The organism is Bacillus sp. ABA4_010 (assembly GCF_056159105.1).
This window is the reverse complement of the sequence record NZ_JBSWUN010000003.1, coordinates 901,169-918,142: the sequence shown is the minus strand read 5'-3', so window position 1 is coordinate 918,142 and position 16,974 is coordinate 901,169. Positions and strand designations below refer to the sequence as shown.

Annotated in this window: 8 protein-coding genes; all 8 read right to left on the bottom strand. The window is 35.5% G+C overall.

All coding sequences use genetic code 11. The features are described 5' to 3' along the window. Position 1: 1 nt before the first annotated feature. The 8 genes from ACXAEO_RS05745 to pglX all read right to left on the bottom strand — a co-directional run bounded on the left by ACXAEO_RS05745 (position 2) and on the right by pglX (position 16,965). Positions 2–1,642: an AAA family ATPase gene (locus ACXAEO_RS05745; RefSeq protein WP_474879016.1), complete on the bottom strand. Its 1,641-nt coding sequence runs from the start codon at positions 1,640–1,642 to the stop codon at positions 2–4. Between the two features lie 2 nt (positions 1,643–1,644). After that, complete coding sequence (locus ACXAEO_RS05740; RefSeq protein ID WP_474879014.1) at positions 1,645–2,505, bottom strand: hypothetical protein; 861 nt, start codon at positions 2,503–2,505, stop codon at positions 1,645–1,647. A gap of 22 nt (positions 2,506–2,527) precedes the next feature. Further along, positions 2,528–3,622, bottom strand: coding sequence for a glycine zipper family protein (locus ACXAEO_RS05735; protein WP_474879012.1), 1,095 nt, complete (start codon positions 3,620–3,622; stop codon positions 2,528–2,530). Between the two features lie 1,227 nt (positions 3,623–4,849). Further along, a complete protein-coding gene (locus ACXAEO_RS05730) occupies positions 4,850–6,286 on the bottom strand; it encodes a hypothetical protein (RefSeq protein WP_474879010.1) in 1,437 nt (478 codons plus the stop codon). 248 nt (positions 6,287–6,534) lie between these two features. Further along, positions 6,535–7,044: a hypothetical protein gene (locus ACXAEO_RS05725; protein WP_474879008.1), complete on the bottom strand. Its 510-nt coding sequence runs from the start codon at positions 7,042–7,044 to the stop codon at positions 6,535–6,537. Positions 7,045–7,546: 502 nt separating this feature from the next. Beyond that, complete coding sequence (locus tag ACXAEO_RS05720) at positions 7,547–10,723, bottom strand: DEAD/DEAH box helicase (protein ID WP_474879005.1); 3,177 nt, start codon at positions 10,721–10,723, stop codon at positions 7,547–7,549. Positions 10,724–10,786: 63 nt separating this feature from the next. Next, a complete protein-coding gene (pglZ, locus tag ACXAEO_RS05715) occupies positions 10,787–13,294 on the bottom strand; it encodes a BREX-1 system phosphatase PglZ type A (protein WP_474879002.1) in 2,508 nt (835 codons plus the stop codon). A gap of 182 nt (positions 13,295–13,476) precedes the next feature. Further along, positions 13,477–16,965: a BREX-1 system adenine-specific DNA-methyltransferase PglX gene (gene pglX, locus ACXAEO_RS05710; protein WP_474879000.1), complete on the bottom strand. Its 3,489-nt coding sequence runs from the start codon at positions 16,963–16,965 to the stop codon at positions 13,477–13,479. Positions 16,966–16,974: the final 9 nt, after the last annotated feature.

Below are 16,974 nucleotides of genomic sequence, written 5' to 3'. Positions count from 1 at the left end.
TTTATTTTGCACTGAGATACATCGAGCGAACACCAGCACTTAAGGTACCGCTGCGGATATTTTTCTTTCTTTTATCTATTTCAGGAGACGAATTAACATTTTTCCTATCCTTTACATTTTCATTAAGGGAAGGCTTATTGCTTATTAGTACTCCATTTGCAGGCTTTATGTCAATTTTCTCAATGGCTTTTCTCATTTGCTCAATTTTATCTTTTAATGATTGTGATAGTGATTTTGTTTGTTTAATTACATCCAACAAATCTTGGGTATTAACAATATCTTTACCGTTAATAAACGCCTTCTCAATTACATCCCTAACAACTGCTTCTATATCCGCTCCACTAAACCCCTCAGAATTCTTAATTAACTGAATAGTATCAATTTCATTATTCCATTTATTTCTTCTTCTCAAGTGTATTTCAAAAATTTGCTTTCTTTCTTCTGCATCAGGGAAGTCAACATAGAATAATTCATCAAACCTTCCTTTTCGAAGAAATTCAGCTGGTAAACGGGATATATCATTAGCAGTCGCTACCACAAATACAGTACTTTCCTTTTCTTGTAACCATGTTAGAAAGTAACCGAATAAACGATTGGTTACTTCATGACCGCCTGTATCTCCAATACCTGAAAAAGCCTTTTCAATTTCATCAATCCATAGAACACATGGACTCACTGCTTCTGCTATGCGTAATGCTTTTCTCATATTTTCTTCACTTTCTCCGATATATTTACCAAGAAGTTTTCCAACATCTAATCGGAGAAGAGGAACCTCAAATAAACCCGCAGTGGCCTTTGCGGTTAAACTTTTACCACATCCCGGCATCCCAACAACTAAAGTTCCTTTAGGCACATCGACACCAAATTTTATTGCACGGTCTAAATGTTTGAAAATTTTTGCCTTTTGCTCTAACCAAATTTTCAAATTGTCTAATCCACCAATATCTCTAATTGTCTCTTTAAAATTAACAATCTCGATCATCCCGGATTTCTTAATAATCTGTTCTTTCTCTTTAAGAATTATCATTTTATCTTCCTTGTCAATATTCCCGCCGTTTTGATAAGCAAGATTCAAGATTTGAATAATCTCAAAAGTACTTAACCCTTTAAAAGAAACAGCTAGAGAATCAATGATTTCCTTTTCTATACCAATCTGTTGATCTTGCGCGAAACTTTCAATGATTCTCTCTATCTCATCTATTTCGGGGTTAGGCATTTCAAATACAGTAATAAATGGTTCCAATTCATCAGGAATTTGCAATTTGGCTGATATGATAAATACGGTTAAATTATAAGTTTCATCATAGAGATTTTTTAGAGAAATTGATTTAAGATATGCAATAACTTTAGGATCAGCGAGAAAATTATGTACATCTTTTAGAACAAGAAAGCCGTTGATATTATCGGTATCTTCAATGAAGGACAAGAATTCTTCAAGTGTATAACCATTGTTCTGCTTTTTGGTATGAAAGTTGATATGTCCTTTGGCATTGTCAAATTCATAAATTTTTCGTGATTCCTGTTCATCCAATAGCCCCTGAAGTAGTTCATCTACAGCTTTAAAATCGAAATGATCAATATAAATAATAGGTCTTAATGCATCTACGTATGAAGCAAGTGCTTCTAGAGGTTTTCTTTTCATGTTTATACCTCCATATACTTCAGTAAATGAGTATCATTATTGCTCATATAATTTAAGCCATTCAATAGGACGAACTTTCCGTTTACATCACTACTTGAGAGTTGTTCTCCCACGTTTCCAAGTCCCCTAACAAAATTGCCATTTACGATACTTACAACCATAATTTTCTTTTCAGCTGGTTCCAAGTCTCTCCAATAATTATCAGTAACCCCTGAGAATGTTTTTAGATGCTCTCCTAGTTGTTCTAAAACATTATTATTAAAAGCTATTTTAGGTACTTCTTCTTTGATATATTCATGCGTCAAAAATACTTCTCTACTATTTTCATTTAGTAAAACTGCAAAGATAACAAGAGGACCTTTTTCAATAAACATTTCATAGAAAAAACGAGCATTTAATCTAAATAAAGCTTTATATTCTGTAACGATTTCATGAATTGCTGATTTAATAAATGGAAGATCATCTTTTCTCTCTATTAAATCATTGACTAAGCCCATGTAACCTTGATGATAATCATCTATTATTTGTTGAACGTTAAATCCGTTTTTCCTATACTCTTCAAATTGTATTTGGCGTTCTCTCTCATATCTTAAACTATATATTTGTTCCTCAATTGTTTGTTTATCTGTTTCAATTTCAAACATTTGAATAAGTATCTTTGCTATTTCCAACTCATCACTTGTTTCAACTTTTAAAATTTCATTTGATAACAGCTCTAGACCTCTTACTTTAAGCCACTTATATAAGAGTCCAGAATGATAATAATCTAATATATCTTGAATATTAAAGTTATATTTGAGATCCTCTATATTTCGAATTTGTACCCCGTCAATATGTAAATTGAATTTTATAGTTTTCCCCATTAAAATGTCCTCCAAATACTTGTTAGCTAAAAATACTTTTTAGTCCAGAAGATATACTGTTTCCAAGAGATTTAAATCCACTAATGGTGTTACCTATAACTTCTTTTCCTTTAGCAGCTAACTTATCAATTCCCTTTGTTATAAAATCACCAACTACTCCACCTGCTAATTCACCTGCTACTCGACCAATCTTAGCTCCTACAGAAACTCCAATAGGTCCAAATGTAGCACCAATCGCAGCACCAATTTTACTGCCGATTGCCCCGCCCCCTTTAATACAGGCTTTTTTTACTATCGTTACAACCTTTGCCGCTCCACGATCAATTAAATAATCCACAGCATCTAGTGGGCCGATATCCCCTTTTGCTAATTTGAAGGCTACTTTTGAAGTAGTTAGTCCTCTATCCACGATATAGGAAATATACTCCGCAGATTTATTGTTAAGTAGAGGAGCCCAGCCCTTTTTAGTTGAAATTAATAAGCTTACAGTCAAAGCTTTTTTAACCATTTTATCTTTAGAATCACCTAGTTCTGCATTAAAATAAGATCTTAATAAATTATTATCTGTTTTCTCACTTTCTTGACTGTAATCTTGCATCTCCAAGGCATCAAATAGTAAGCCTGTTAGAAATGTATTTTGTTGTACATTTGTTAAAAAATTTTGCACAATTGCTTTTTTGTTGATGTCTTCAAAATTTATACTAGTTAAATTTTTTGATAATCCCATCTGATTATCAAATAGATTATGAAGTAAAGAATTATTTGAGTCTTGAAGTGCGTCACTTATCCCTTTTATTAAATCATTCTCAACTATAGATTTATTGGATTCTATTATTTCCTCTAATCTATCTTGAAACCACTCTGAGCGTGACTTGCCCAATGATTTCGCTAAAACTAAATCATTAAAATTTTGATCCACAGTTTGTAAAGCAGATTCTATTTCTGCCAAAACAGCTTCAGCTGCATCAATATTCTCTGTTACACCATGGTCAATCAATTTCTTAGCAAGAATATTCTCAATTTTATTATTATCTTCAATATTATTAAGCTCTTCTAACAGATCATTCACCAATTCTTTCATTTGTTCTTCCGTCTCTAACACTGTTTGTAATTCCATTAAAAAACACCTCCGTAAAATCCTCTCTCTCACTTTCTGTCATAGGAAAACGAGTAAAGCACAAAATAGGATGGGTCTATTTTTCACTTTCGTTATTCCCCCTCATCCCGCCCTGATGTTAGGGTTCGTCTATAAAATTGATTTCCTTATGACTCCAACGGCTTCTCGGATAATCCTCTATAACTTTATTCACTAATCTGCAGTTTGTCGGTATATGGTTTCAATTAATCCACAATTTTGGATGAAACCATTTTTGCAAATTATATTTTTCATTAATTTAGGATTGAAGTCATAATTAAATATGCCATTTTTATAATTAATAAGAGCTGAGAAGCCAAATTGTTGAAATTTAACAATTAATTCCTACATTGCTTAAATCAAACTAAAATAACTATATTTTCCACACACTTTTTATATCGTCTATTATTTGGTAACTTAAAGAATTAATCAGAGTTTTTTCAAAGGGTAAGACCATAATTTTCCTATATTAAGTCGTATTCTAATAAGCCTAATTAATCAATTTTTAAAAACGTACTTCAGCTCTCTCTGTTCACGGCTGGAACAAGAGGTATTTTTGTTCATTTGGCTGTTTAAAAAGTAAAGGGCTGTCTATGAGGCTTCGTTAGTGAAGTAAAATAATGAAGACAGTGATTTTTTGATGGATTGAATTGGTTTGGATTGTGGGGTTAAAGGTTTTGAGAAAGATTTTTATTGTTTGGACTGGGGATGGCTTTGCTATTTATATAGATTCATTGTAAAAATTAATGATAAGAATTAATAATTCAAATACATAATAAGATTCATTAACAACTTCTTTTACCTGCAAGAATACCCCAAAAACCCTTGATATTATTAGCTTCAGCTCAATATCCATCATTATTCATTAAAATCTATTTCTCTTATACTATGAATTTAACAAATTTACACTTTATTTTTATAAGCAAACTGTTCAAATTTATAGAAAGTAGATAAAGGAGACTAGATAAAGGAAAAAATTCTTATCAAAAAAAGAGGAATAATTGTATATTTCTTCATAAAACTTACAAAAAAAGGTAAAAATAAAGCGGATTAAATTGTACATTAGATGCAAATAAAAAAGAGCATGACAAATAGGCGTTCTACATGGTATTAAAACGCCAGAATTTTACAATTTTTGGTTTTAAAAAATAAAGAATGTATTTCTATCATCAAAAAAATGATCATAGGAAAGAAAGGGGTGTGATTCCCTTAAAAATCGCAGTCTATATCTTTAATATTCTTATGTTGGAGCAAGCCTCGTGCACGTAACCGTTCTTTGTACTGACGGATCTCTTGAGGAGTTTCCGGTCTGTTTGAATGATTACGAGTATTTTGTTGTTCAATTACTCGTGTACTTGCTTTTTGTTGCAATTCTTCTTCAATACGTTTTTTGCTGGTTAATTCTCCTTTCAAAGCTAATTCCAGTACTCTCTCGGCAGTATTACCAGAAGTCGCTTCTTGTTGATAAATACCTTCCACTTTATCTGCGAATTGTTTCCAAATAGTATTTGTTTGTTTGGCTGCGGTATATATGTCAGCGAAAGACGATTTCATCTTATGGTCAAATAAAACAAGCTCGTCGAAATAAGCTTCCGTTGCAAAATAACGAAGGAAAGCCTCTGTTTTAGATAATGTTTGTTGATTCTCTAATTGCTGGATTGAATTTGTAAGTTCAAATTGAATACGCGGAACCACATAGTGATTTTTAATCACTCTGCCAAATTCCACATTATTCATTAATCGAGCGAAAGAATGACTGCTGTACTCAAAGAATGATTGAAGAGATTCACGGTAAATAGTAATTCCTACATTTCCAAATTCTTTATAAATCTTATGCTTTACCATATGAATTTCCTCAAGTGCATCTTGGGAAAATACATCTAAAGAGTAATCATATTGAGCAGCAATCTGTTCTAAATCTCTCAATGTAGAACGACGGTCAATATCAAAAATCGTTGTTTTATCTTTTAATACTTCATCCGCTACACGGATGTGCAGGATGTGGCCGTCTTTTTCGCCACGCATCCGTTTTTTGCGTGTGGTTTGATTATTTTTTCCGCAAAAAGTGTAAATTTGCTCTTTGAGATTGGCCGTTTTACTAGTAAGAGTTGTTGGTCCTTTGCCTAATCTAATTTCGATGATTCCTGCTTCAATCAGCGGAATGAAATTGTTCATTAAATCATCAAAATCATCAAAAGATTGAATGGCTAACTTACCGGCAAGTGTTTTGTTCTTATATAATCGCTCTACTGCAATAGAATGCCATGTACCCGGAATTTTAGAGGTTAAGATGTAATACAACAGATTAATTCTACGTTTGTACATAGACTTAAATACACCCTTTTTAAATAACTTATAAAGGTTGATATAATAAAAACCTTTGTTTTCAGCTGACGTATGACATGTGTATAGGCTATATATTTTTCCATCGTGACCTTTGCGGATCCATCCGATGTTGATTAGACCCTCAATTGCTGCTGGAACTAATTTAGGTGTCATGTATCCTAATTCTTTAATTTCATCTACAGAAAATTCAAGAAGTCCATCTAAATCTGATTTCTCTGCTAACACAGGAATAAGACGAAGAGAGGTCGTATTAAGAAGATTAAGTTTGTTTTGTTGTTGAAGTAGTTCTCTAATTAACAATTTATTACACTCCTTTTATTTAAAACTGATTAAAAATAAAAAAACCCAAAGTTAAATACGCCTTTTAAAGACGTTCAACTTTGGGGTTTTCCCTTTTTCAACTATTAAATTCTATATTTTCAATAAGAATAACACTAACTATCCGTCATGGCAAACAGGAAATTAGTACACTTATTCCTTTTACTGTACTAATTTTCTATTATTTTTTTAGTTTTTTTCCTTCCCTTACCGATTCCCCTTTTGTTTACTTAACAGTTGCGCTTATCTTTGAATGCGTCATCTGGAAGTTTTATTGAATTCAATGCAACATTAATAAGAGCATCAATTAACCAATCTTGCTGGACATTGAAAAGATATTTCTGTAGGTTCTTTATTTGTTGCCAAACTTCCTTAGATGGTGTGTATTGTTTAGCCTTTTCTCTATCAGCTAACATAAATTTTCGAATATCTGAATTCAATTGTTCTAAATTATTACTTGTCATTTGTTCTTTACTACCTTTCTTTTTCTCCAGTTTATTTCGGACATTATATATTTTACTTCCTAGAAGTTTACCTAGAGCGACCTCAGAAATTGCAATGTATTTACCGGACTTCTCTTCCTCAATACCAGCGTTATAAATTTTTTCACTTAGAATTCTTTTTTCCACTCCGCTTTGTTGAGAAATTCGTTCAACGGTAACGCCTAAATTAAGCGCATGAAGTACGTCTCCCATTGTAGATTTTTTGGTAATAGTAATTTCTTGTTTATCTTGTTCCAAAGCAATGATATCCTTTCTATTAATTTAGTTTAATATTGGTTTTAAAATATTATAGCTTTGCTTTTATTCCTTTTTAAGTTTAGTATCAAATTACTTTTAGTTAAATTTACGACTAGATTGGACTTAAACATATCTATGAGCTGTTTTAGATTTGTTTTAGATTAAAATAGCGGATATCAAATTGGGGATTGTATTCTTGTGAAGAGGATAATCAACAGTTTATAAAAATATTTAAGCCTATGTACAACAAATGTGTATATTCAAGGGTAACCAATTGTACATGTGAATCCGTTCATAGACCTACTGAAAACAAATGCAGTAACTATAAGAAAGTATTTAAGTAAAAAATTCGAAAACTAGAAACTATATAGTAATGAATGAGTAATAATTCGTGCAATTTTTCTGGGAGATTCACTAGCTAAAAAATATTTATTTGAACGTAATAATTGAACTAAAAAGCTCCTAGAGTTTATCAAATAACTAGGAGCTTTCTTTTAATCTTTTATAAAATTTTATTCGTTTTCCCTAATTGTATTTCTTCTCGTACTTCTCCAGTTTCTAAAACATAAATATATACAAATTGTTCAATCAACAAATAATCATCATAACAAATGCTTCTTAAAAGTTCTGACAAAGAATCTGTCACGATGATAAAACGTGTTTCACCACATGCAGCTTCACTCGTAAAATCAACAAGTCCAAACGCTTTTCGCTTCTGTATATTTAATCTGCCGTTTCTGTATTCGTATTCTTTTACTCTTTTCATTACATCATCTGGAATTACCCGACTTGAGTTGAATCCCGCTGGTTCAAGTGTAAGTTGAGCAATTCTCTTTATCGGCTGCAATTGAATACTTCGTTCACGCTCAATGTCATCTAATCGCTCTCGGCTACGTTCTTCTAAATCCTCAATCTGAGTATAGGTTTGATTAATCAAAGCACTATTTTTATTATCAATATTGTTTTGCTCATACTGAAGAAGGCGACTTTGAAGAGTAGTCATTTGTTCATCAAATGATTTTCTTAAATAAACACTTTTTTTATTTAAGTAATCGTTTCTTTTCATCTGCACTTCTTGGAGCAATTTGCGTGCTTGTAATATAGCTTGTCTTTTAAAAGAAGGGTCTTCTATACCATTTGAGTCTGTGACTTCCAAGTCATCTTGAAAGAGGATATAAGGATCCACTTGAATCCACTCTCCAGATTTACGCTTCCCAAGCAGCATAAAAGATTGTTCTAGCTCTCTTCCCGTACCATCCACTACACTCACTTGATTTAATTCAACAGTAATTGACTCACTAACATTTGCAACAACATGACAAACTGGAATAGATACCTGCTGTACTTCCCTTCCACCTAACTCAATCGCTAGTTTGTATAGTGGATGATCGTTTTGCAGCAAAGGAGTTTCTTCTGTCTCTTTCTCCTGTTTTAAAGCAAAGCGAATGGACTCATCTGTTTTTAACACGAAGCGACGTTTCTTTGCTAGCTCCCGGATGTTTTTTGGCAAGCGGTCAATACGCCCTAAAGAACCATCAGCGGACAGATGCAGACGGATTCTAGTTTCCTCAAACTGCTTTACAACAAACTCTCCGTATACTCTGGCTGGCAAACTGTTAATTGATAGTTCCTGATAGGCTCTCCGCATACCCGGTAAATCAAAACTCTGCTCATCCATCCGCTCTTGTTTTGCCAATTCCAACAATCGCTTATGTTCCTCTGATAGCGTCTTCTCCATCCGATCTATTAACTCATCTAAATGCTCACGACCACTAACAGCTTGCTCCATGAGATCAGATAAATCTACACCGTGCTCTTTCAACACTTCACCGATGAAGTCGTATACAAGTTCCTGCCCTAAGTCTGTACGCATTTGTTCCATTTTCTCAAGAAGACGAATAAGTACATCGCCTTCACGCGTATTGGATGCGACTAAATTGAAGATAAATACCTCATTCTTCTGCCCGATACGGTGAATACGTCCCATCCGCTGCTCTAAGCGATTTGGGTTCCAAGGTATGTCGTAATTAATCATCTGGTTACAGAATTGTAGGTTGATAGACTCTCCACCCGCATCTGTCGCCAGCATAATCTGTAAATCGTTACGAAACTTTTCAACCTCAATCCGTCGTTGATCCATCGAGAAATCACCTACAATTTTCGCCACTTCAGAAACATGAGCAAGCAACTTCTTCTCAAGGTAATACAACGTATCCTTAGACTCAGTAAAGATTAGAATCTTTTCTCCTTTAGCCAGTAATCCGCTAGGTCCGAAAAGTGTACGCTCTAGCTCTACATACTTCCGTTCAACATCCTGCTGGCGGATAGAGGCTGCCTTGTCTATTAAACGCGACAATACGTCTATTTCAAGTTGTAGTTCATGTAAATCAAGGGTTTCGACCTCTCCCTCCAACTGCGCCTCAAGCTCTTCTTGTTCATCAGCTGCTAAGTCTTCAAAATCATCAATATCAACTTGCTGAATTTGCTGTTGATTGTGTAGCAGTGCCTCAAGGCGGTCTTTTCTGCGTACAAGTGAGAGATAAATGGCATCTAGGGAAGAACTTAGTCGTCGCTGCAGAATCATCATAGCAAATGCTACATTCGGTTTATTATTTATCTTAGCTCTGTTAAAGTGTTCTCTTACATAAGCTGTAACTTCTTCATATAGTTCTTGCTCTTCTATACTCAGTTCAAATGAGATAGTTTTTGTCGTACGCTTAGGAAAGAGAGGCGTTCCGTCAAAGTTAACCATAGACTCCTTCAATCGGCGAATGACAAAAGGATTACTCTTTTCATACATGGACTCCCCTGTATTAAGGCGGGAAAAAATGTCATGGTCCACTAGGCTCATCAGATGGCGGAAGTTCTCTTTGTCACCCTTATGGGGGGTTGCTGTAAGCAGTAAGCAATGCTCTGTATGACGCAACAGCGCTTCACCAAGCTGATACATCTTTGTCCTCTGAATCTTTCTTTTCTTTACTCCATGGGTGTAGGCTGCCATCTTATGAGCCTCATCCACAATAACAAGATCAAAATGCGATTTTAAAATAAGTGATTTAATCTCCTCCCTCGATGCCCAGTAGACTGAAGCAATAACTCGGTCATAGCTTTCAAACGGATTCACTTCATTAGAGCTATTCAATAAACTGCGGGTAACGATTGTGAAATCTTCACCAAATTTCTCTTTTAATTCCTCCTGCCACTGCTTTAGTACAAGTGGTGGAACGAGAATAAGGATTCGTTCCGCGCTCTGCCTTGCTAACAGCTCTCGAATAAGCATTCCGGACATGATTGTTTTACCTGCACCGGGATCGTCAGCCAATAAAAATCTCACTTGCGGCGACTGAAGCATTCGGCTGTATACCGCCTCTATTTGATGAGGCAGCGGAATGATTTTTTTATTCCCTTTTGCCCGCGATTGAGAATAACGTTCTTCTGCCTTTAGCACATGATATTGTAAATAATGCTGGAGCCGCTCTGGATCAAATTGTGTATCCTCTTGCTGTATCTTTTCCAGCTGTTCTAATTGAAAATGCTCTAGGTATCGATCATAGTACTTGCTTGTATGCCTGCCGATGGACTCCACTAAATAAAGATCGTCATCTATCAGCTCACAATTCTTAATCTCCACAATCTCAGGCCAAAATGGGCCTTTTATAATTTCTCCAACCTTTAACACCCTTTAAAGCCTCCTATATCTTGAAAAACCTGCCGAGCTTACTGCAAGGCAGGTTTTAAGTTATTAGTACAATGCTTCATACATCCGAATCGTAAATGTTTCTTCCTTATACAATTCGCTTTTCTTCTCGGAAACTGTTTCTATTCTTAATGTACAAGTTTGCCCCATTGGATAATACATTTCAGCTAAAGTAAAGACAAGCTGCTCTGTACGTTTATGATTTTCACCTGTTAGGTTGAATGTATACGTTACTTCATTGGAGATCCGCTCTTGCCCTATATAGAAAGTAGCTTTTATCTGACGAGGTAAGTACTCACTAGAGATGCTCTCTTCTTGATAGAAGGTGACAGGAACACGGTAGTTTGTTATAACCTTCTCTAACATTGCTATACTTACATCGACTAGCTCAGCCCTTTCTGTACGGCGATAATCAATCAATGGAATGACTGCTTCCTGCGGCATAGCACCTCCATGAACAAACTGAAGGCCACCGCCTCCAGTAAAGCGATTTAATCCCTTTGCCAATACAATGTCTGTATCAATCAAAGGTGATTGTTTCTCCTCTAGCTGTATCGCACCTTCTGGAACAGACAATCCTTGTCCAATTGCAAAACGGCGATTACCATCAACAATATGGCCCTTTGCAGCTTCAATTTTAACATCTGCTTCTATTCGCGGATATTGGAATAAGAATCCATGATCCGCTGTAATAAAAATACGCTTTGCCTGCAGGCGAGACAAACGGTCAACAGCAAAATCCAACGCACGAATAGCTTTCTCCGCTGCTGCGTATGTTTCTCGCTCAGATTTACGGGAATCACCAGTGGCATCAATCACGTCATGATAAAAGTAAACAAGTCGCTTACCTTTAAACCTTTCTTCTGCATCCGTACGGGACCAATCCATAAATTCCTCTAAGCGATACGCTACTGCGTCTGGATGTGCTTTCTGTAAAATCTTCGTCCTATTTGCTGTGCCATTCGTCGCTTCTCCATCCGCGTAAATGGTTTTATTCTCACCTATAGTTAATGTCCGATGCGGCAACAAAGAAGCCATTCCTAATTGTGTATATGTTGGCAAGCTTGCGGCTAATGGAGAAATGCTTGCTTCCCCATTTACCCGTTCATTCAGCCTTTCACATAGCTCAGAACCAATCTCATATCGAAGAGCATCAGAAATAATCACAAACACCCTCGTTGACTCCTTTTCTAAAATAGGCTGAATGGTTTGCTTAAAGAAATTCCGCTGCAAAGGAATTCTCGTCTGCATTCCGTTAGTTAGAGCATAATTTGTTTCATCCGCCATCTTCCGTAAGTACACATTCTCATACCAGTTTGTAAGCAAATCTGCTAGTTGCTGTATGTTTTCCTTGTGTTCAAGCTCTGAATATATTTGCATAAACCGACGATACGCTTGGTCGATGAGATAAAGCTTTTCTGTATATTGTCCATATAGCTCAGTACGACTGTCGTATTGCTTTATATATGTCTTAAAGTTTGTTAAGCGTACTGCTTCGAACAGAGTCCGATACAGATGAGCGATATGAGAGGTTTGTCCCCAATATGTATCCAGTCTATATAGAATTCGGTCTTTCCACGCTGCTAAGTTAGTCGTTTGATGCTGCAGTTCAGCTATTACTTTTTCAATCAGCAACACATCAATGACCGGGAAGGTAGTGACTTTATCGAACTGCTCGGCGGACTTGTCTTGCAGGTGATACCTCAGCTCAAGTGTACGTTCACTCTCTTTTATGTATGTCTCCAATACTTCAACCTCGCTAGGTTTACTATGAATCCAATCATCAATGAACAGAGCGCAAACATTTGCACGAACAGTTGGATATTTATCACTCAATGATTTAATTTCAGTAGCAGCATCCCTTGAAAAATGAGCATATAAGAGATGGTCTATTAGCCGACGCAATGTCCGTTGTTCTTCTGTGAGACGTATCCCAAAATATTGCTCAATTAGTTCCCACATGCGCTCTATGGAAAATAACCTGCTAATTTTTATATATATATCGTTATTGTTCTCTTCTAAACCTTCGATTAGCAGGTGCTTTGTAATAAGTGACACATTGGCCAATGGAGATCCCGCTAATACAGCAAGAATTCCTTGTTCGATTTCTTCCTCCTTTGGCGAATGAGTAATAACCTTTCTTAGCTTCTCTCTACGTTCTTTGCTGTTGAAGAAGACCGGATAACGATTGACTATCGATCGTAAAATCACATCCTTCACGTCCAACTGTTCTGCCCATATTGCAATCTGATCGGCTTTAAACTCAGAGCCATATGCTAAAATGTCTAGCAGGAAATTCTCATCATCTGCTGGACGAGCAAACGGCGCATATAGCACATATGACTCTGTAGGACACTCAATTTCAATTTCAATTTTTAATTTAAAGAAGTTATTCTTCGTCAACTCACGTACAAGTATATGTTCATCTACCAAAGCTTCCTGTAGGGACTCTGCAGTTTCCTGTGAAGACGAATCATACCAAAAAACAATAGCACGCGGCTTTTTGTTCATTTCCTCGCGAACCCGCTCGCGGAGCATTTCAATGACATTCATGTTTACACCTCAGTTACTTTAACCTTTTAAATTCCAAATAAGGCATGTTTACATTTTACCAAATGTAAATTCATTTGCCGAGTGAACAAAAAAGACCTGCCATGCACCCTATTGTGTGGGGCATGACAAGTCTACTAACCGTACAGTCTGTATAATCGACACTGCAGGCTACCTGCTACATATTATTTTATCTTTGCAAGAACCTTATCAAACTTAGCATAGTTTATTTTTACTCCATTATCCAAGTCGATAGAAATTTGGGCATTCGCGTACTCAGCCAACTTCTTATCAAACTCAAGCAATTCTTCCAAACGCTTTTGATAAGCTGTTTTACGCTTTTCTAAATCACGCTTCTCGGTTGCGCTCAAGTTGGGATTCACGATGCGTAAATCCACCACTGCGATTTCATTGTTATACTTCGCTTGGATTTCTTGCAGATGCTCGAAACGGATTGTTGCCATTGTATCTAGCTGGTAACGGTGCATGTAAATAAGAGTACGCAACCCTTTTTGCTTACCGGAATCAACCAGCCAGTAAATAGGTCGCTTCTGGTACACTTGGCAATGATCTTTGAAAAACTCGTCTAAGAAATAACGGCGTAAACGCTCTTCCGCTGTTTCGTTTCGTTTCAACTCAAGAGACTCAGCTAGCCACTGTAAGTTTTCCTCTACTGTTTCCTCTGAGAATGTGACTGTTAAAAACTCACGTAAACGAGCAATAATATCATCTTCAAAATAATGTTCGTCAGTTAGTTGAATTAATCCATATTTATTAGGAATGAACGTTTTATATTTTGAATCATCCCATTTACCACCTGCATAGGTTAATCCTTCAACATCTAGAGAATAGCGTCCGGCAATACAACCAATAAAGTACGATAGTAGTGTTTTTGCACTACTAGTTCGACTAATTTTACTAATAGTGATTCTTTCATCAGGAACTTCTGAAGGTATCTCTCCTTCTAAGGAGTATAAACTCATAATATATTCGTTTATCTCTTCCTCAAGTATTTTTAATTGGAAAAATAGTTTTTCGATATGCGATTCTAATAAATTATAAGCGTTAGATAAATAACTCTTGTCCCTATATTGAAGAAGCGGATGCTGCCTGAAATCCCATGATGTTTCAAAAGAATCCCAGTCCTCTTTAGAAATAGAAATACAATCTTTAACCTTTGGATTTAGATAATTAATGGCTTCATCCATTAGCAAAGCAGAAGATACTGGAATGCTTTTTACATTTCCAACTTGAAAGCAAATAGTTGGGTTAATAACATCTTGAAATGCTAGTGTGGCATTACTACAAAGTAGACCCAAAAGTGGGTAAAGATATTTATTTGAGACAAAGATTCCGGGTCCCCTATTGTCACGAAGATAACCTTTAGGTAAATAGCGTGCGGATAAATAATTAGAACTAAAATCAGTCCACGTTATGCACTCCTTAAAATTATAATCCTCATTTCTAATAGTGGATTTTTGATGATTTTTAATTTGTTCCCCATTGTCTGCCCAATAGACTATGTTTTCAGCATTCCCATACCATTTTCTGGCCTTTCCACCTTTTGCATATGGAAACCATTTATATTTCTTGATGTTTTCAATATTAAAGTCTAAGGAAAGATCCCTGTGGTTTACTTCATGCCAATAACGCACAAATAAATCATTTTCCCCTGTATCCATTCCTTTTTTCACATCAGCAATTTCTCCTAGTGAAGTCAAGTCTATAAACTGCGATCTTATTTTTTCAGTTGCCCAATACGCAATGGGTGCACCCGGAATATCTGTCAAGTACTTTAATCCCGGATAAATAAAAGTGTTTTTAGGGTTAAAAAACTGTTTTTCTTTTTCCCACCTTAATGAGTCGTAGAAATCTACTAAGCGTACACTCTTGAAATTATAAGAAGGAAGATTATAATTTCTTAATACGACTGCTACTGTCTGAACAACTTTTCCAATTATTCCTTCAAATGCTTCCATACCTAGATGTAAGATGGAGTAGAATGTATTATCTCTTAATAGATTTAATCTTAATTGTTCAAAAGATGATAGGAACATCCATGAATGCATTGTAATATGTGTTACAAACCCATTTTCTTTTGTAAAACTGTTACAACGCTCTATAAATGCTCCGAATAAATCTGTTTTAGAGTTCGGATAAGAATCCTTTACAAATTTCAACAAAGGAGAATTCATACCTTTAGCACCCATATATGGCGGATTTGTCAACGAGATGTCATATTTGGCAGACATTACTGCAGCTTGCTCTAATAATTCTTTAAAAACAAACAAATCATTATAAGCCTTATATGTTTCAACTGTTAATTGTTCTTCTCCCATTTCATCTAATCTTCTTAGATACATATCATACGGCAATTCTGGGAGTTGTAAAATGGAGCCGAAGTTTTTAGCATTAACAAATGTATCTAAAATTAATTTTATCTCTTTTCTTTCTTTTTCGTCTTTTCCGATTAGGTCTACGATACCTTCCTTTTCTAAGGCATTAGATTCCTTTACAGTAAAAATGTTTAATTTAATTTTTCTTCGGAAGACGCGTCGTGATTTCTCTCTTGCTTTCATCATTAATGCAAATGATGCTAACTGTACTGCTCGCTCATCAATATCGAGACCATATAAATTCTTTTCTAGAATAAGCTGAGGGATATCTCCACTTGAATATCCTACTTCTTCATACATTTGATGCAATAAATCAAACGCATAAACAAGGATATGCCCGGAACCAACACAAGGGTCAATAATTGTAATATCTTCAAGGTTCACGTTCTTATAACGAATTTCTTCTAGCTTCCGCATTACATCTTCATCTTGCTCTGCAGGCTCGATATAATACCTCATAGATTGCTTGAGAGGTGAATCTGGATTGGATTCTAACCAAAGTTGTCCTAATGAATTCTCAACCATGTACTGTACAATCCATTTCGGAGTAAAAAGCTGAGTAGCAGCTGGTATATCATATTTCTCAATCTTTTTATTCTTTTTTAAATTTGCAAACACTCTATCTTTTGGCTCAGAGTTATAGAATTGATATAGCCATCCAATTACTTCAACTTCTGAGAAGCTTGCTGTAAGTTCTTCATTATTAACTAACTTACTAATCACTGATTCACGATCCAACAAAAAATCAGGTAGCAGCAGTTCAGTGTAATCGTTAATTTTTTCAAACATAAAAGGCAAAATCGGGTTTAATGCATTACATTGTGCAATGAACAACTTTCGGAAAGCTTGTTCAGCCTCCCCTTGTCTTACTAAGTCCTTAATTGCAGCCGTATCAATGTTCAAATCCATTGTTTCAAACTGCGATAAGATATCAGGCTCTACTTTCCCGGTACTGCTAGACAACACGTTTACTCGTTCAGGAAGGTAGTCATGAACTTCCATATAACGAATTGCAATAATACGGTTAAACCACGTATAAGCCACTTCTTCAATAAGTTGCTCATATCCCTTAGTCTTCACCTGATTTACTAACGACTGAAAGGCTGAACGCATTTGCAATGGGTATGTGTTTCCGTTAATAACAAGCTGTCCAAACTGTTCATCTATATGTAAACTATTGTTTTCATCAATGCCAAAGATTTTTGCTCGTAATGCGACTTTTTCAAGTAAGTCTCTACGAGCAGAAACAGCAAAGTTTTTCAACTCCGTCTTATTCATACTTCTGCT

Coding starts and splice junctions, on each gene's coding strand:
- ACXAEO_RS05735 (WP_474879012.1), bottom strand. CDS start 3,622: ATGGAATTACAAACAGTGTTAGAGACGGAAGAACAAATGAAAGAATTG.
- ACXAEO_RS05745 (WP_474879016.1), bottom strand. CDS start 1,642: ATGAAAAGAAAACCTCTAGAAGCACTTGCTTCATACGTAGATGCATTA.
- ACXAEO_RS05740 (WP_474879014.1), bottom strand. CDS start 2,505: ATGGGGAAAACTATAAAATTCAATTTACATATTGACGGGGTACAAATT.
- pglZ (WP_474879002.1), bottom strand. CDS start 13,294: ATGAATGTCATTGAAATGCTCCGCGAGCGGGTTCGCGAGGAAATGAAC.
- pglX (WP_474879000.1), bottom strand. CDS start 16,965: ATGAATAAGACGGAGTTGAAAAACTTTGCTGTTTCTGCTCGTAGAGAC.